Below are 15408 nucleotides of genomic sequence, written 5' to 3' on the forward strand. Positions count from 1 at the left end.
GGCTTCGGCTTTGGCGGCGGTTTCCGGGCCGTCCTCTATTTCCGTTCGTGTCGAGCGAAGTCGAGACACGTGAAGGCGTGCACGAACTCGACGTGTCTCGACTTCGCTCGACACAAGCGGCATTTATAGGTCGGCTTGACCACCACTGCCCGGCACCCGCATCCGCCGCCCGCCGGTCAAGCTTCTTCCGCCAGCAGCGGATCCAGCGCCGCCTTGAACTCGCGCTCGGTATAGGCGCCCTTCTTCGCGTGGCGGACGATGCCCTTGCGGTCGATGATGTAGGTCGAGGGCACCGCATTGTCGATCGAGCCATAGCCGCGGCTCATCCGGTTCGAGAGCGGATAGGAAAGCAGGTCGCTGACCTTCTTGAGCTGCGACTTGGACACGCTGTCCTCGGTCGTCACGCCGAACATTTCGAGCCCGCGCGCCTGATTGACTTTGAAATAGCGGTGCATCATCGGCATTTCGGCCTTGCACGGCGCGCACCAGGTCGCCCAATAGTTGATCACGACGACCTTGCCCTTCATCTGGGCGAGCGTGACCTTGCGCTTGTCGAAGGTGGTGAGGGTGAAGGCGGGCGCCGGATAGCCCGGCGTCGGGGTCTTGCCCGGCGCGGCGGCGAGCAGCAGCAGCGCGGCGACCGGAACGAGCAGCAGGCGGGCGGACGAGGCGATGATCATGCGGCGAATAGACGCAAAAACATGAAGCCAGGCAAGCCGGAAAGCCGCGTGCGGACGATGCTGCGCTGGCTGCTCGCGATCGCTTATGCCTATGCGGGATACCGCCATCTCGCGACCCCCGCACCCTTCCTCGCGATCACGCCGCCGTGGGTTCCCTTTCCCGCCGGGGTCGTCGCCTTCACCGGGGTCGCCGAGCTCGCCGGGGCGGCCGGGCTGCTGATCCCGCAGACGCGCAAGGCCGCCGGCTGGGGCCTCGCGCTCTATGCGCTGTGCGTCTGGCCGGCGAACTTCCACCACGCGCTCGCCGACATCGCGATCGGCGGCGAGAGCTTGAGCTGGTGGTACCATGGCCTGCGGCTTGCGCTGCAGCCGGTCATCATCTGGTGGGCGCTGTGGGTGGGCGGCGTGACCGACTGGCCCTTCCGTCGCCGCTGATCGCTATTTCGCCACCGGCGTCTCGATCGGCGGCTGGCCCTTCTGGCTCGCGGCATAGGCTTCGACCGCCTTCAGCACGCGTAGCATGTTGCCGCTCGAAATCTTCTGGAGCTCGGCCTGCGTATAGCCGCGCCGCGCGAGTTCGGCGAAGAGGCGCGGGTAGCCGGTGACGTCCTCGAGCCCCACCGGGGTCGCGTCCATCCCGTCATAGTCGCCGCCGATGCCGATATGGTCGACGCCGATCGTCTTCTTCAGATGATCGATGTGGTCGGCGGCGATGCCGATCGGGGTCTGCGGTGCGGGATTGGCGGCCTCCCACGCCTTCAGCGCCGCCGCGGCGGCGGCGGGGTCGCCGATATAACGCGCGTCGAGCCGCGCCTTTTCGGCGGTCCTCGCCAGCCCATGCTCGCGCAGCTTGGGGTCGAGGAAGGCAGCGTAGAGCACGACCATCACCACCCCGCCATTGGCCTTGACCGCGGGCAGCACGCTGTCGGGGACGTTGCGCGGATGGTCGTTGACCGCGCGCACGCCCGAGTGGCTGAACATCACCGGCGCGTGCGAGACTTCGAGCGCGTCCTTCATCGTCGCTTCGCTGACGTGGCTCAAATCGACGATCATCCCGAGGCGGTTCATCTCCTGCACCACCTGGCGCCCGAAATCGGTCAGCCCGTCATATTTGGGCGCATCGGTCGCGCTGTCGGCCCAGGGCGTGGTCTTGCTGTGCGTCAGCGTCATATAACGCACGCCCATGCCGTACATTTCGCGCAGCACCGCGAGGCTCGACCCGATCGACTGGCCGCCCTCGATGCCGAGCATGCCGGCGACCTTGCCTGCCTTCATCTGGCTCTCGAGTTCGGCCGCGGTGAGCGCGAAGCCGAGGTCGTTCGGGTAGCGCGCGATCAGCCGTTTCGCGACGTCGATCTGCTCGATCGTCTGCTGCACCGCCTGCTGCTCGTTCGCGTTGCTGGGCACATAGACCGACCAGAATTGCGCCCCGACATGGCCCTTGCGCAGCCGCTGGATATCCGTGTGCATCACCGTCCCGTCGGGCTTGGGCTTGGTGGTGTCGTTGAAGTCGAAATTATTGATGACGTTGCCGACGCTGCCGCGCAGCTCCCACGGCACGTCGTTGTGCCCGTCGAACACCGGCGCCTTCTTGAGCGCCGCCTCGGCGACCGCCTCGGGGGTCTTCTGCGCCATGGCAGGGGTGGAGATAAGGGTGAGAGCGGCGAGGCCGGCGAGCAGGGAGGGCTTTGTCATGGGGCCGACCCTAATAGGTTGATCGGGCGGTGCAAGCCGCGAGGCGGGCGCTTATGAAGGAAAGGCATAGGCTATGCCGTTTCGGGTCAGGGAAACGCTGCTTGACGTTTACGTAAACCCCGCGCAGCATCGCATGCATGACAGCTTTCGACGACTGGCGCGCGCGTTCGCCTCATTATGACGAAACCCATGAGGCGCTGGCGCAGAGCGTCCGGCGCTTCGTCGAGCGCGAAGTCGCGCCGCATATCGACCGCTGGGAGGCCGAGGGCGAATTGCCGCGCGAGCTGCACAAGAGGGCGGCGGAGGCGGGCATATTGGGGCTGCGCTATCCCGAAAAATATGGCGGGCACAGCGAGGGTTTCGACAATTTCCACGGGCTGGTGCTGACCGAAGAGCTTGCCGCGGTCGGCGCGGGCGGTCTCGGCGCGTCGCTGATGACGCACGGCATCGGGCTGCCGCCGATCCTCGCGCTCGGGTCGGAGGAATTGAAGCAGCGCGTCGCGCCGCCGGTGCTCGCGGGCGACAGGATCATCGCGCTCGGCATCACCGAGGCGGGGGGCGGCAGCGATGTCGCGAACCTGAAGACGACGGCCGTGCGCGACGGCGATCATTATGTCGTCAACGGCGGCAAGATGTTCATCACGTCGGGCATGCGCGCCGACTGGCTGACCTGCGCGGTGCGCACCGGTGGGCCGGGCGCGGCGGGCATCTCGCTGCTGCTGATCGAGATGGATGCGCCCGGGGTCGAGCGCGCCAGGCTCGACAAGATGGGCTGGCGCTGCAGCGACACCGCCGCGATCCATTTCGAGGGCGTCCGCGTCCCCGCGGCGAATCTGATCGGGCAGGAGAATGGCGGCTTCATCGGCATCATGCGCAATTTCAACAGCGAGCGGCTCGGCATGGCGATGGGCTGCTGCGCCTACGCCCGCGTCGCGCTCGCCGAGGCGGCCGAGTGGGCGCAAAATCGCGAAACCTTCGGCAAGCCGCTCGTCGGCCACCAGTCGATCCGCATCAAGCTCGCCGACATGGAGCGCCAGATCGAGGCGACGCAGGCGTGGGTCGACCTCGCCGCCTGGCAGGTGAAGGAGGGCAAGGACCGCCCCGCCGACTTCGCGATGCTCAAGGTGCAGGCGACGCGCATGCTGGAAAGCGTCGCGCGCGAGGCAGCGCAGATACTCGGCGGCGCCTCCTATATCACCGGCAGCAAGGTCGAGCGCATCTACCGCGAGGTGCGCGTCAACGCGATCGGCGGCGGTAGCGAGGAAATCATGCTCGATTTGGCCGGGCGGCAGTTGTTCGGGGGTAAGCGCTAGGTTGAATCGACATTCAGCACCAGAAGGGAATGAAGCGAGATAGAGGGAGGCGAGGTAGTTTTGGGGGATACGGTCGTATCGGGTTGCGATGCGGCGTATTTGCTTGAGCCTTCCGATCGTTCGCTCGATGCGGTTGCGCAGTTTGTAGATGGCGGGATCGAAAGCCCTTTTGCGAGGCATGCATGAGCGCTGAGGGATGATGGGTTTTGCGCCACTTTTCTCGATATGATCGAGGATGGCATGGCTGTCATAGGCCTTGTCGGCAAGGACGTGCCGGGCGTCGAGGCCGGTGAGGAGCGGGATGGCGGAGCGGTCGTCGCTGGCGTTGCCGCCGGTCAGGATGAAGCGCACCGGGCGTCCGAAGCTGTCGACCGCGATGTGCCATTTGCTGGTCAGTCCGCCTCGGGAGCGCCCCAGAGCCTGGTCGCAGGCCCCCCTTTTTGCCCCGTCGCGGCTTGGGCGTGGGCTCGAACGATCGAACTGTCGATCATCAGATAGTGGTTGTCGCGGTCGCGCGCGAGCAGATGAAACACTCGCTCCCACACCCCGGCGCGTGCCCAACGGGTGAAGCGCTTGTGCACCGTCTTGTACCGGCCATAGCGCTCCGGCAAATCCGACCAGCGTGCACCGGACCGCAAAACCCACAAAACACCGTTGACGAACAATCGGTTATCAAGCGCCGTTCGTCCCGGATCGCTCACCTTGCCAGGCAACAGCGGCGCAATCCGGTCCCACTGACCCTCGCTCAACTCGTAACGCTTGATCCCCATCCTCGCCTCCGAAAATCACAGAGACAACTCAATCACGCTTCAAACCTCTTGGGAATCCTGAATGTCGATACAGCCTAGCCTGCGAGGATACGGCGTCGAAGGCGGTTTCGGGGTGGGAAGCTGCCGTAAAGCCCTCTCCCCTTGAGGGGAGAGGATAGCGCAGCTTGCTCCGTCAGGAGCTAGCGAAGCTTGGAGAGGGGTGCTTGGACGCTGGCGGTCGGAAACCCCTCTCAACTCCGGCTAGGCAGCAAGCTGCCAAGCCTGCGTATCTCTCCCCTCAAGCGGAGAGAGCATAACCCTGCGAACGGCAACTAACGCCCGAAACCGGACGGCAGTCACCGGTCGCGCCACCTCAATCGGGCGAAGCCGCCTTCGCCTTTTCCGCCAGCACGCGCGATTCGGCTTTGAGCGGGCGCGATACCGGGCACACCTCCTGCACATAGCCGTTGAGCACATTGGTCAGCGCGTCGGGGATCAGGCGGTAGAAGACGAACTGGCCGCGCTTCTCGCTGGTGATCAGCCCGGCATTTTCGAGCACCGACAGATGCTGCGACACCGCGGGCTTGCTCATCTCGAAGCGCGCGGCGATGTCGCCCGCGCTGAGTTCGGCATGCGCGAGATAGGCGAGAATCTTGCGCCGCGGCGTCGACGCCAGTGCCTGAAAAACCCGTTCCATTGCCCCAAAATGGGCATTTCGTCCGGCCTTGACAAGCAATAATTTATTTAAGTAATTACTTATATTCTTTGCGAGTGAGGAGTCGGGCGATGCGGAGCGGTCATGATCCCCATGCGGTGAATTTCCTGATCGATGCGCCCGCGCCCGGCTACCGCCCCGATCCCGTGGCGGGGACCGTCCGCGCCGATATCCCGAGCATCGTCTGGAACGGCGGCATGGCGCTGGTCGCGATCATTGCCGGGCCGTTCTTCGTCACGCCGGGGACGGTCGCGCTCTTCTTCCTCACCACCGGCGCCGCGCTGCTGCTCGGGCACAGCGTCGGTTATCACCGGATGATGATCCACGGCAGCTTCGCCGCGCGGCGCTGGTTGGCGCGCACGCTGATCTGGTTCGGCGCCTTCACCGGCATGGCAGGGCCCTATGGCATCGTCCGCGCGCACGACACGCGCGACTGGGCGCAAAGGCAGGCGGGCTGCCATCCCTTCCTGCGTCACGGCACGCACATCGTCCGCGATGCCTGGTGGCAGATATATTGCCGGCTCGACCTCGACCGGCCGCCGCGCTTCGACTTCGCCGCGCTCGACCGCGATCCGTTCATCGGCTGGCTCGAAAGGACATGGCGCTGGCAGCAGGCGCCCGTCGCCCTGCTCTTCTTCGCGATCGGCGGCTGGGGCTGGGTCGTGTGGGGCGTCGCGGCGCGGGTCGCGGTCGCGAACCACGGCCATTGGCTCGTCGGCCATCTCGCACATAATCGCGGACCGCAGCACTGGACCGTCGATACCCACGGCGTGCAGGCCTATGACGTGCCCTGGGCGGCGATCCCGACGATGGGCGAGGCGTGGCACAACAACCATCATGCCTATCCGGGTTCGGCGCGCATCGGGCTGCACCCGGGGCAGAGCGACTGGGGTTTTGTTTTCATCCGGCTGTGCGAGCGCCTGGGGCTGATGTGGGACGTGCAGACCCCCGAAACGCTCGGCGCGCGGCGCGGGCTGAGCCTTGTGACGCAGGAAGAGACGGCGCCTGGGGCGGTCGCGGGAGCGGCGCGATGAACTATCTGCGCACCGAGCTGCCCGCCGCCTTGCTCTACGCGCTCGGCGCGGCGGCGTTGATCCTGTCGCAGCATGCGATGGTCTTCCTCGCCTTTCATGCGCTCGGCATGCCGCTCGCGCTCGACGACGCTTTCTGGCTCTTCCCGATCCGCCAGCTCGCGATGCTGCCCGATATGTCGCCCTTCGTCGCGATCGGCGCTTTCGCCTTCTGCCTCGGCATCTCGGGCGCGCTTGCGCTGTTGTCGCTGCGCCGGGCGGAGCGGCTCGGGCGCGGGGGCGGGCTGGCGCTGGGCGCGATGATCCCGACGCTGCAGATCTTCGCCGTTCTCTTGCTGGCGCTGCTCTGGCCGCGCCGCGAAGCGACCGAAACCCGGCGCGCCGATGACCCTGCCCCGCCCTACCGGCTTGCGATGGGGATATTTGCAGGCACGACGCTGATCGTCGTTGCGGTCGCAGTGTCGGCGGTGACAACGGGCGCCTATGGCTGGGGCCTGTTCGTCGCGACGCCCTTCCTCGTCGGGCTGATCACCGGCTTTCTCGTCAATCGTGGCCGTGTGCGCAGCGTCAACGAGACGGCCGGCGCGGTCGCGGCGGCGGGCGTGCTCGGCACGTTCGCGCTGCTGATGCTCGCGCTCGAAGGACTGATGTGCATCGTCCTGATCGTGCCGCTCGCTGGCGGGCTGGCGATGATCGGCGGCGTCATCGGCCGCGCCGCGGCGAAGCGGCTCATCGATCCGCGCCAGCCCTTCTACAGCGTGGTGCTGCTGCCTGTGATCTTCCTGCTCGACGCGGCGATGCCGCCCGAGCTGCCCATCGCGACGCGCGCCGCGATCACCATCGACGCGCCGCCCGAGGCCGTCTGGGCCAGCCTGACCGCCGACCGGCCGGTGCGCGATAAGCCCGGGCTCGTCGGCCTTGCGGGGCTCGCCTATCCCGTCGCAGCGCACATCGCGGGTGAGGGTGTGGGCGCGCACCGCCACGGCAAATTTTCTACGGGCACCGCCGACGAGCGTGTGACGGTGTGGCAGCCCGGCCGCGCGCTGGCGTTCCGCGTCGTCCGCCAGCCGCCCGCGATGGAGGAGATGAGCCCCTATCGCAAACTCCAGACGCCCCACCTCGTCGGCTATTTCGACACCGGCGAGACGCGCTTCGACCTTCAGCCTTTGCCCGGCGGACGGACCCGGCTGAGCGTACGCGCGGGCCATGTACTGCGCATCGATCCGGCGCTCTATTGGGGGCCGATCGCGCGCTGGGCGATCGGGAAGAATGTCGGGCGCGTGCTGCGCGACATAAGGCATGACGCCGAGGGTCGACAGCGCGCAGGCTTGGCGGCACATTCGCGGCATGGAAAATCTTACGCACAGCTGGCCGATTGAGGCCGACACCATCCTGCCCGACCTCGTCGATCTGCGCCGCGCGATCCATCGCGAACCCGAGCTCGGGCTGCAGAACCCCAAGACGCTCGCGAAGATCAAGGACGCGCTCGCCGGGCTGCCGCTCGAATTTCGCGAGGGGCCTTCGACGACGGGGCTCGTCGCGACCTTGCGCGGCCCCGCCAACGGGCGCACCGTGCTGCTGCGCGGCGACATGGATGCGCTGCCGCTGGTCGAGGACACCGGCCTCGACTTCACCTCGGAGACCAGCGGCGCGATGCACGCCTGCGGGCATGACACGCATGTCGCGATGCTCGTCGGCGCGGCGAAGCTGCTGTGCGCGGCGCGCGACCGGCTGCCCGGCACGGTGATGTTCATGTTCCAGCCCGGCGAGGAGGGCCATCACGGCGCGCGCTTCATGCTTGAGGACGGACTGATCGATCCGCTGCCCGACGCGGCCTTTGCGCTCCACATCATGCCCAATGCGCCGCACGGGGTGTTCGCGGGCAAGCCCGGGCCGCTGCTCGCCTCGTCCGATGTCCTCTCGATCACCGTCAAGGGCGCGGGCGGGCATGCTTCGATGCCGCACGACGCCATTGATCCCATTCCCGTCGCCTGCGCGATCGTCACCGCGATCCAGACGATGGTGACGCGCCGCGTCTCGGTCTTCGACCCCGCAGTGATCACCATCGCGAAGATCGCGGCGGGCACGACGAACAACATCATCCCCGAGACCGCCGAGCTGCTCGGCACGATCCGCACCCTGTCGCCGCACCGCCGCACCGCGGTCGCCGCCGAGCTGAAGCGCCTCGCCCCCGCGATCGCCGAGGCGCACGGCTGCACCGCCGAAGTGCAGATCGACGAGGGTTTCCCCGTCACAGTCTGCGACAGCCGCGCCGCCGCCTTCGGCCAGCGCGTCGTCGAAGAGACCTTCGGCGAGGCCGCGTGGCTGACGATGGACAACCCCGTGATGGGCGCCGAGGATTTCGCCTATGTGCTGGAGAAGGTCCCCGGCGCGATGTTCTGGCTCGGCGCGAGCCACGAAGGCAGCGACTGGCGCAGCTGCTGCGGCCTGCACTCGAACCGCATGGTGCTCGACGAAAAGGTCATGGCCAGGGGCGCGGCGCTGCACGCGGCGCTGGCGGAACGGTTCTTGAACGAGGGGTTCAACGCATGATCAACATCCTCAGCGCCATCGTCTCGGGCCTCATTATCGGGGCACTCGCGCGCTTCTTTTATCCCGGCGCGGTCGCGATGGGGTGGGTCGCGACGATATTGCTGGGGATCGGCGGGTCGCTGCTCGCGGGGCTCGTGACCTCGCGCGGGCAGCGCGAATTCCACGGCGCGGGTTGCTTCGCCTCGGTCGTCGGGGCGATCGTGCTGATCTTCGTCGGGCGGCTGCTCGGTATCGGCGGCTGATCTTTCGCCGCTTTTGACATCGGTCAAAGCGGAGGCATCGCAGCAGGCGCATAGCGTGGCTCGTCACCAAGGAGCCCCGCCATGAGCCAGCATATTCCCGCCAGCGCCTTCCGCACCCATCGCGCCCCCGCCCCCGTCGCGGCGATCGCCGACCACCAGGTCGCCGTCGTCCGCAGCTTCGACCTGCCGACCGGATTGTTCGCGGCAACCGTCGCGCTCTATTTTGCCTTCCTGGGCGTGATGGCCGCGACCTTTGCCGACAGGGGGCTCGCGATCCCGATGGCGATCTTTGCCATCACCATCGCCATGGCCTTCGGCACCCCCGCGATGTGGGTGCGGATGCGGCCCGGCCATGCGGCGAAGCCGACAAGCTGGAACGCCTTCATGCGCGACGGCATCGAGACGCTGACCGGGCGCCTCGACGGCGCGGGGGCCGCCGCGCAAGTTCTTGTCCTGCCCGTGCTGATTTTGGGGTGGGGCCTCATCGTCGCGACGATCGTCGCGACACTCTAATCGGCCAAGAGCGCGGACAAGGCCGGGGCGTCGCGGACTTCGAGCCCGCGCGCGCCGTGCCGCGTTATGAGGCCGGCATCTTCGAGTGCACCCAATTGCCGGCTCACCGTCTCGATGCTGATGCCGAGCAGCGCCGCCATCTCGCCGCGCGTCAGCGGCAGGTCGAAGGTGGCCGCGGGCGAGCAAGGTGCGGCCCCCGCCGCATCGGCGAGCGCGAGGATCAGCCCCGCGACCTTCGCCTCGGCCTTCCGCCGTCCGACAAGGTCGAGCAAGGCGCGCGTCTCCGACGCCGCCTTCATCGCGCGGCGCGCCACCCCGGCGGCGAGGCGCGGATTCTCCGCCACCATCCGTGCATAATCGCTGCGCGGGAAGATGCAGACGCGCGCAGCCCCCGCCGCGGCGACCTCGCAATCGTCGGGCGCGGCGAAAATCTCGCCCGCGAAGCCCGCCGGGTGGATCAAGGCGACGATACGCTCGACCCCGTCCGTATCGGTGCGCACGACCTTGAGCACACCCGAGAGCAAAGTCGCGCAGGCGCTGTCGTCGCCCGGCGCGAACAGCATCTCGCCGCGCCCGAGATCGCGGTGCCGCCCGAGCCGCGCGAGCTCGGCGCGCTCGCCGTCGGGCAGCGCGGCGCAAGCGGCGCGATCGCGCACCGGGCAGCCGGCGCAGTCGAGGGCGTCGCTGGTCATTCGATCATCGCCTCGACCGTGTCGTGCGGATAGAGGATGAATTCGCGGTAAAGCCGGTAATGCGCGGTGTCCTCGAGCGTCACCGGCTGGATCGCATAGGGATCGATCTGCCACAGATCGGCGTCGGGCAGCGCCATCAGGATGGGCGAGTGCGTCGCCATGATGACCTGGCAATTCTCCGCACGCTGCATACGGCGCAGGATCTTGAGGAAATCGAACTGGCGTTGCGGCGACAGCGCGGCTTCGGGCTCGTCGAGGATATAGAGGCCCTGCTCGCTCAGCCGTTCCTCGAAAAAGTCGATGAACCCCTCGCCATGCGACGCCGACAGATAATTGGCGCGCGGCGACCCCGCTTCATCGAGGTAGCGCGCGACCGAAAAGAAGGTTTCGGCACGGAAGAACCAGCCGCGCTTGACCTGCGGCAACCACGCGCCGCGCAGGACCTGCCCGAGGCCGCCGCCGTCGGCGCCCGATGCATGTCCCTGGCCGACCACGGCCATGCGTTGTCCGCCGCCGCCTTCGTTGAAACCCGCCGTCGTCGCGATCGCTTCGAGCAGGGTCGATTTGCCCGAGCCATTTTCGCCAACGATGATCGTCACCGGGCTTTCGAAGCGGATATCGAGGCCGTCCCGCAGCAGCGGCATGTTAAATGGATAATCGTCGGGTTCGGCCCAGTCGGGCCAAGCGACCGCGCCCGTCTCGTCCTCGGGCAGCCATACGCGTTTGAGGAAAGGGGGCGGCAGGCGGGTATCGCGCGACCGCCGCGCCATCAGGGCACCAGCACCGTGTCGCGCGCCTCGGGCAGCATCGCCGGATAGTCGAGCGTATAATGCAGCCCGCGGCTTTCCTTGCGGTGGAGCGCGCTCTTCACGATCAGTTCGGCGCATTGCAGCAGGTTGCGCAGCTCGATCAGGTCGGTGGTGACGCGGAAATGGCCGTAATAATCCTCGACCTCGTGCGTCATCATGTCGATGCGGTGCCGCGCGCGTTCGAGGCGCTTCGTCGTGCGCACGATGCCGACATAATTCCACATGAAGCGGCGGATCTCGGTCCAGTTCTGCTTGATGATCACCTCTTCGTCCGAATCGGTGACGCGGCTTTCGTCCCACGCGCGGATCGGCGGCGGGACTTCGAGTTGGTCCCAGCGCGCGACGATGTCCTTCGCCGCCGCCTCGCCGAAGACGAAACATTCGAGCAGGCTGTTCGACGCAAGGCGGTTCGCCCCGTGGAGCCCGCTCTCGGTGCATTCGCCCGCCGCATAGAGCCCGGGCAGGTCGGTGCGGCCGTCCAAATCGATGAGGATGCCGCCGCAGGTATAATGCTGCGCGGGCACCACCGGGATCGGCTGCTTCGTCATGTCGATGCCGAGCGTCAGCAGCTTTTCATAGATGTTCGGAAAATGCCCCGCGACGAAATCGGGGTCGAGGTGGCTGATGTCGAGATGGACATAGTCGAGGCCGTAGCGCTTGATCTGGTCGTCGTTGGCGCGCGCGACGATATCGCGCGGCGCGAGTTCGGCGCGCGCGTCGTAATCGGGCATATAGCGGTGCCCGGTGACGGGGTGCTTCAGGATCCCGCCCTCGCCGCGCACCGCCTCGGTGATCAGGAAATTCTTGACGTCGAGATTGTAGAGGCAGGTCGGGTGGAACTGCATCATCTCCATGTTCGAGACGCGGCAGCCCGCGCGCCACGCCATCGCGATGCCGTCGCCAGTCGCGCCGCGTGGCGCCGTCGAGAATTGATACACGCGCCCCGCACCGCCGCTGGCGAGGATCGTCGCGCGGCCGACATGCGAGCGGACCTTGCCGCTCTTCTCGTCGAGCGCATAGACGCCCCACACGCGCCCCGAGCCCGAATAGCGCTCCTCGTGGCGGCCGGTGATCAGGTCGATGCACGCCTGCCCGGGCAGCAGGGTGATGTTCGGATGCGCCTCGGCGGTCTTCAATAATGCCGCCTGCACCGCCCAGCCGGTCGCGTCGTCGACATGGACGATGCGGCGGTGCGAATGCCCGCCCTCGCGCGTCAGGTGCAGCGCGTCGCTGTCCTTATTGAACGGCACCCCCATTTGGGCCAGCCGCTCGATCGACGCGGGGGCGTTCTCGACGACGAACTCGACCGTCTCGCGCCGGTTGAGCCCCGCGCCCGCGACCATAGTGTCCTCGATATGATTCTCGAAGGTGTCGCCCGCATCGAGCACCGCGGCGATCCCGCCCTGCGCCCAGGCGGTCGACCCGCCGGTGAGCTCGCCTTTCGCGAGCACGAGCACGCGGCAATGATCGGCGAGCGCGATCGCGGCGGTTAGCCCGGCGGCGCCGGAGCCGACGATGATGACGTCGTGGGGGGTGGTGTCGTTCATATTGTCAAACCCTAACCCCGTTTGCATCGAGCGAAGTCGAGATGCGTCTGGCGCGGCGTCGACGTGTCTCGACTTCGCTCGACACGAACGGAAAGTGGGCGCCTAGCCATTCGCCGCGCGCGTCAGGTTGAGGAACACATCCTCCAGATCGGCTTCGCGGGTCGAGACGTCGACGATGCCGTGGCCCATCGCATTGACCGCGGCGAGCACTTCGCCGGCGTTCATGCGGTCCTTGTTGTAACTGATCGCCAGCCCGCGCTCGCCTTCGCGCTCGATCTTTTCGAATGCCGGGTGGGTCGGCAGCGTCGTCACATCGGCGTCCAGCGTCACGACGACGATCTTCTCGCGCGCCATGTCGACCAGTTCGCGCGTCGGCTTGTTCGCGATGAGCCTGCCATGGTTGATGATCGCGATGCGGTCGCAGAGCTGTTCGGCTTCCTCGAGATAATGCGTCGTGAGCACCACGGTCACGCCGCGGTCGTTCAAGGATTGCACATATTCCCAGAGCTGCTGGCGCAGCTCGATGTCGACCCCCGCGGTCGGTTCGTCGAGCACGATGATCGGCGGCGAATGGACCATCGCCTTGGCGACGAGCAGGCGGCGCTTCATGCCCCCCGACAGGGTGCGGGCATAGGCGTCGCGCTTGTCGCTCAAATGCACCGCGGCGAGCAGCGCGTCCGAAATGCGCTTCGCCTTGGGCACGCCGTAGAGCCCCGCCTGATTCTCGAGCGTCTCGAACGGCGTGAAAAAGGGATCGAAGACGATTTCCTGCGGCACGATACCGATCGAATATTTGGCGTTGCGCGGATCGGCGTCGATGTCGAAGCCCCAGATGCTCGCCGACCCCGCGGTCTTGTTGACCAGCCCGGCGAGGATGTTGATCAAGGTCGACTTGCCGGCGCCGTTCGGCCCGAGCAGGCCGAAGATCTGGCCGCGGGGTACGTCGAAGCTGACATTGTCGAGCGCCTGCTTGCCGCGGGCATAGGTTTTGGAGACGGCGTCGATGCGGATGGCGGCTTCGGTCATGGCCGCCTCCATAGCCGCGCCGCTGCCCGCGCGAAAGCCCGTGTTCCGGCAAGGAAATCTTTACCATGGCGAGTAAGCATATTTTGTCACCTTGGCGCTATGCGGGGAGATGTGAGAACCAGACACACATTATGCCCGCCGCTTCCGCGGCGCGGCCTCGCCGCCATCGCGCTCGCTTTTGCGCCGTTCGCCGCCCCGTCGGCGCACGCGCAAAATACAGCGCAGGGCGAAGCCGAAGCCATCGTGCTGCGGCCCCTTTCCTTCTTCAAGGTTAACGACCTCGATTTCGGCGACATCATCGCGTCGACGAGCGCGGGCACCGTGCGCCTCTATCCCGACGGATCGCGCACGCGCACCGGCGGGGTGACGCTGGCGGGGTCGGACGGCGAGCCCGCGCGCTTCGCGGGACTCGGCACCTATAACCGCGAGGTGTCGATCTCGCTCGGCGCGAACCAGATCTGGATCACCGGGCCGGGGGCACAGATGCGCGTGCGCAATTTCGAGATCGGATCGACCCCGACCGCGATCCTGTCAACGACACCGACGCGCTTCCGCATCGCTTCGACGCTCGGCAATTATAATTTCCCGGTCGGCGCGACGCTCGAGGTAAATGCCAACCAGACGCCCGGCGACTATGCCGGCAGCTTCACGATCACGCTCAATTATCTCTGACCGCGTGGGGAGACGGCACCGGGGGACCACTTGCGCGTTTCGGGGGAGATGCGCTCGCCGGTGCCGTCATGGCGGCGTTTTGATCCTCCCTGTCGCGAAGCGATGGGGAGGGGGACCGCGCCCGAAGGGCGTGGTGGAGGGGCGAAGGCTCGGCACCAAAGCCCCTCCGTCAGCCCTGCGGGCTGCCACCTCCCCATGGCCTGCGGCCACAGGGAGGATCGTGATGCACCCGATTGCGGCGCCGCCGCGCGCTTGCTATGGGCGCGGTCGATGACCCAGAGCGCCCCCGAAACGATCCGCACGCCCAAGACCCGCATCGCCTGCGACGGCACCGGCGACGGCCTCGCCGACGCCGCGCTCGGCCACCCGCGCGTCTGGCTCGAGATCGACACCGACGAAGGTTTCGTCGATTGCGGCTATTGCGACCGGCGCTTCGTACTGATCGGCGGGATCGCCGACAAAGGTTAAGTGCCGGCGGCGTCGCCGATAATGGCTAAGCCCTGGCCCAAGGCGTAAACGCCGTCTTTACCAAGCCCGCGCATCATCGATTCATGTCCGGCTGGCATAGTCTGTGCCAGACAGGAGCAGAATCGTGGGGATTCGAGGGACCAGCACCAGTCGGGCCGCGGCGCGCGGCCTGACCATCGCCGCAGCGCTGACCGCGCTGGGCGCACCCGCGCAGGCGGCCGATACCAACGGCACCGTCACCGCGACCGTCGTCCGGCCTAACACGCTGGTGAAGACCGACGACCTCGATTTCGGGACGCTCGTCAGCGGCACCACCGGCGGCACCGTGTCGATCAACGCCGTCACCGGCGCGCGCACCACCGGCGGCGGCACCACCCCGGTCGGCGCGGGGTTCCAGCGCGCGCAGTTCCAGGGCACCGGCGGCATATTGCTGATCACCGTGTCGGGCAGCAATTCGGTCACGCTCACCCGCGCCGGCGGCGGCGCGGCGCCGATGACCGCGACGCTCGTCCGCGCCGCGAGCACCAGCGGCGGCGGCATCGCGCTGCTCGGCTCGACCCTGCTGCCGAGCGGGGTGCAGACCTATTATATCGGCGGCACGCTCACCGTTCCCGCGAACCAGCCCGACGGCGACTACAGCGGGACCTTCACGCTGACGGTGAATTATCTCTAGGATAGCGCGGCGCTTCAAGCGCTCGCGAAC

The 15408-nt window shown here is 67.1% G+C and carries 17 protein-coding genes and 1 pseudogene; 10 read left to right on the forward strand and 8 right to left on the reverse strand.

All coding sequences use genetic code 11. The features are described from left to right. Positions 1-176 precede the first annotated feature (176 nt). Positions 177-680: a TlpA family protein disulfide reductase gene (locus tag BWQ93_RS13820; protein WP_077031055.1), complete on the reverse strand. Its 504-nt coding sequence runs from the start codon at positions 678-680 to the stop codon at positions 177-179. 21 nt (positions 681-701) lie between these two features. On the opposite strand from BWQ93_RS13820, the gene BWQ93_RS13825 reads away from it, so the two are divergent. Next, a complete protein-coding gene (locus tag BWQ93_RS13825) occupies positions 702-1115 on the forward strand; it encodes a DoxX family protein (RefSeq protein WP_198040391.1) in 414 nt (137 codons plus the stop codon). Between the two features lie 3 nt (positions 1116-1118). On the opposite strand, the gene BWQ93_RS13830 is transcribed toward BWQ93_RS13825, so the two are convergent. Beyond that, positions 1119-2375 carry a dipeptidase gene (locus BWQ93_RS13830; protein WP_077031056.1) on the reverse strand — a complete coding sequence of 419 codons (1257 nt, stop codon included), beginning with the start codon at positions 2373-2375 and terminating at the stop codon, positions 1119-1121. A gap of 137 nt (positions 2376-2512) precedes the next feature. On the opposite strand from BWQ93_RS13830, the gene BWQ93_RS13835 reads away from it, so the two are divergent. Then, on the forward strand, positions 2513-3688 hold the full coding sequence (locus BWQ93_RS13835) for an acyl-CoA dehydrogenase family protein (protein WP_077031057.1): 1176 nt from the start codon (positions 2513-2515) through the stop codon (positions 3686-3688). Between the two features lie 30 nt (positions 3689-3718). Here BWQ93_RS13835 and BWQ93_RS20545 read toward each other — a convergent pair. Continuing rightward, positions 3719-4452 (reverse strand): annotated as a pseudogene (locus BWQ93_RS20545) (IS5 family transposase); the annotation flags it as partial. 358 nt (positions 4453-4810) lie between these two features. Next, positions 4811-5134: a metalloregulator ArsR/SmtB family transcription factor gene (locus BWQ93_RS13850; protein WP_077031059.1), complete on the reverse strand. Its 324-nt coding sequence runs from the start codon at positions 5132-5134 to the stop codon at positions 4811-4813. Positions 5135-5223: 89 nt separating this feature from the next. On the opposite strand from BWQ93_RS13850, the gene BWQ93_RS13855 reads away from it, so the two are divergent. The 5 genes from BWQ93_RS13855 (at position 5224) to BWQ93_RS13875 (ending at position 9491) form a co-directional block, all read left to right on the forward strand. Further along, entirely contained in the window at positions 5224-6186 is a 963-nt protein-coding gene (locus BWQ93_RS13855; protein WP_077031060.1) for an acyl-CoA desaturase, read from the forward strand. Next, positions 6183-7562: an SRPBCC family protein gene (locus BWQ93_RS13860; protein ID WP_077031061.1), complete on the forward strand. Its 1380-nt coding sequence runs from the start codon at positions 6183-6185 to the stop codon at positions 7560-7562. The genes BWQ93_RS13855 and BWQ93_RS13860 overlap by 4 nt, the downstream gene beginning before the upstream one ends. Beyond that, entirely contained in the window at positions 7531-8736 is a 1206-nt protein-coding gene (locus BWQ93_RS13865) for a M20 metallopeptidase family protein (protein WP_077031062.1), read from the forward strand. Before BWQ93_RS13860 ends, BWQ93_RS13865 begins: the two co-directional genes overlap by 32 nt. Then, positions 8733-8978 (forward strand): GlsB/YeaQ/YmgE family stress response membrane protein, encoded by a 246-nt coding sequence (locus tag BWQ93_RS13870; RefSeq protein ID WP_077031063.1) that lies wholly within the window; start codon positions 8733-8735, stop codon positions 8976-8978. Before BWQ93_RS13865 ends, BWQ93_RS13870 begins: the two co-directional genes overlap by 4 nt. Positions 8979-9059: 81 nt before the next feature. Further along, entirely contained in the window at positions 9060-9491 is a 432-nt protein-coding gene (locus tag BWQ93_RS13875; protein ID WP_077031064.1) for a hypothetical protein, read from the forward strand. Here the strand turns inward: BWQ93_RS13875 and BWQ93_RS13880 are convergent. The 4 genes from BWQ93_RS13880 to BWQ93_RS13895 all read right to left on the reverse strand — a co-directional run bounded on the left by BWQ93_RS13880 (position 9488) and on the right by BWQ93_RS13895 (position 13565). Continuing rightward, positions 9488-10183 carry a Crp/Fnr family transcriptional regulator gene (locus tag BWQ93_RS13880; protein ID WP_077031065.1) on the reverse strand — a complete coding sequence of 232 codons (696 nt, stop codon included), beginning with the start codon at positions 10181-10183 and terminating at the stop codon, positions 9488-9490. The two genes, BWQ93_RS13875 and BWQ93_RS13880, sit on opposite strands and share 4 nt — an antisense overlap. Continuing rightward, complete coding sequence (locus tag BWQ93_RS13885) at positions 10180-10953, reverse strand: AAA family ATPase (RefSeq protein ID WP_077031066.1); 774 nt, start codon at positions 10951-10953, stop codon at positions 10180-10182. Before BWQ93_RS13885 ends, BWQ93_RS13880 begins: the two co-directional genes overlap by 4 nt. Continuing rightward, positions 10953-12539 (reverse strand): L-aspartate oxidase, encoded by a 1587-nt coding sequence (gene nadB, locus BWQ93_RS13890; protein ID WP_077031067.1) that lies wholly within the window; start codon positions 12537-12539, stop codon positions 10953-10955. Before nadB ends, BWQ93_RS13885 begins: the two co-directional genes overlap by 1 nt. A 102-nt stretch (positions 12540-12641) precedes the next feature. Further along, entirely contained in the window at positions 12642-13565 is a 924-nt protein-coding gene (locus BWQ93_RS13895; protein ID WP_077032418.1) for an ABC transporter ATP-binding protein, read from the reverse strand. A gap of 111 nt (positions 13566-13676) precedes the next feature. On the opposite strand from BWQ93_RS13895, the gene BWQ93_RS13900 reads away from it, so the two are divergent. The 3 genes from BWQ93_RS13900 to BWQ93_RS13910 all read left to right on the forward strand — a co-directional run bounded on the left by BWQ93_RS13900 (position 13677) and on the right by BWQ93_RS13910 (position 15378). Next, a complete protein-coding gene (locus BWQ93_RS13900) occupies positions 13677-14237 on the forward strand; it encodes a DUF4402 domain-containing protein (RefSeq protein ID WP_232314612.1) in 561 nt (186 codons plus the stop codon). Positions 14238-14507: 270 nt separating this feature from the next. Next, entirely contained in the window at positions 14508-14705 is a 198-nt protein-coding gene (locus BWQ93_RS13905) for a zinc-finger domain-containing protein (protein ID WP_077031069.1), read from the forward strand. A 124-nt stretch (positions 14706-14829) separates the two neighbouring features. After that, positions 14830-15378, forward strand: coding sequence for a DUF4402 domain-containing protein (locus BWQ93_RS13910; protein WP_198040392.1), 549 nt, complete (start codon positions 14830-14832; stop codon positions 15376-15378). Positions 15379-15408 lie beyond the last annotated feature (30 nt).

The organism is Sphingopyxis sp. QXT-31 (assembly GCF_001984035.1).
Classification (GTDB): domain Bacteria; phylum Pseudomonadota; class Alphaproteobacteria; order Sphingomonadales; family Sphingomonadaceae; genus Sphingopyxis.

Excerpts from the sequence above, each read along its gene's own strand:
- BWQ93_RS13820 (WP_077031055.1), bottom strand. The coding sequence starts at position 680 with ATGATCATCGCCTCGTCCGCCCGCCTGCTGCTCGTTCCGGTCGCCGCG.
- BWQ93_RS13825 (WP_198040391.1), top strand. The coding sequence starts at position 702 with ATGAAGCCAGGCAAGCCGGAAAGCCGCGTGCGGACGATGCTGCGCTGG.
- BWQ93_RS13830 (WP_077031056.1), bottom strand. The coding sequence starts at position 2,375 with ATGACAAAGCCCTCCCTGCTCGCCGGCCTCGCCGCTCTCACCCTTATC.
- BWQ93_RS13835 (WP_077031057.1), top strand. The coding sequence starts at position 2,513 with ATGACAGCTTTCGACGACTGGCGCGCGCGTTCGCCTCATTATGACGAA.
- BWQ93_RS13850 (WP_077031059.1), bottom strand. The coding sequence starts at position 5,134 with ATGGAACGGGTTTTTCAGGCACTGGCGTCGACGCCGCGGCGCAAGATT.
- BWQ93_RS13855 (WP_077031060.1), top strand. The coding sequence starts at position 5,224 with ATGCGGAGCGGTCATGATCCCCATGCGGTGAATTTCCTGATCGATGCG.
- BWQ93_RS13860 (WP_077031061.1), top strand. The coding sequence starts at position 6,183 with ATGAACTATCTGCGCACCGAGCTGCCCGCCGCCTTGCTCTACGCGCTC.
- BWQ93_RS13865 (WP_077031062.1), top strand. The coding sequence starts at position 7,531 with ATGGAAAATCTTACGCACAGCTGGCCGATTGAGGCCGACACCATCCTG.
- BWQ93_RS13870 (WP_077031063.1), top strand. The coding sequence starts at position 8,733 with ATGATCAACATCCTCAGCGCCATCGTCTCGGGCCTCATTATCGGGGCA.
- BWQ93_RS13875 (WP_077031064.1), top strand. The coding sequence starts at position 9,060 with ATGAGCCAGCATATTCCCGCCAGCGCCTTCCGCACCCATCGCGCCCCC.
- BWQ93_RS13880 (WP_077031065.1), bottom strand. The coding sequence starts at position 10,183 with ATGACCAGCGACGCCCTCGACTGCGCCGGCTGCCCGGTGCGCGATCGC.
- BWQ93_RS13885 (WP_077031066.1), bottom strand. The coding sequence starts at position 10,953 with ATGGCGCGGCGGTCGCGCGATACCCGCCTGCCGCCCCCTTTCCTCAAA.
- nadB (WP_077031067.1), bottom strand. The coding sequence starts at position 12,539 with ATGAACGACACCACCCCCCACGACGTCATCATCGTCGGCTCCGGCGCC.
- BWQ93_RS13895 (WP_077032418.1), bottom strand. The coding sequence starts at position 13,565 with ATGACCGAAGCCGCCATCCGCATCGACGCCGTCTCCAAAACCTATGCC.
- BWQ93_RS13905 (WP_077031069.1), top strand. The coding sequence starts at position 14,508 with ATGACCCAGAGCGCCCCCGAAACGATCCGCACGCCCAAGACCCGCATC.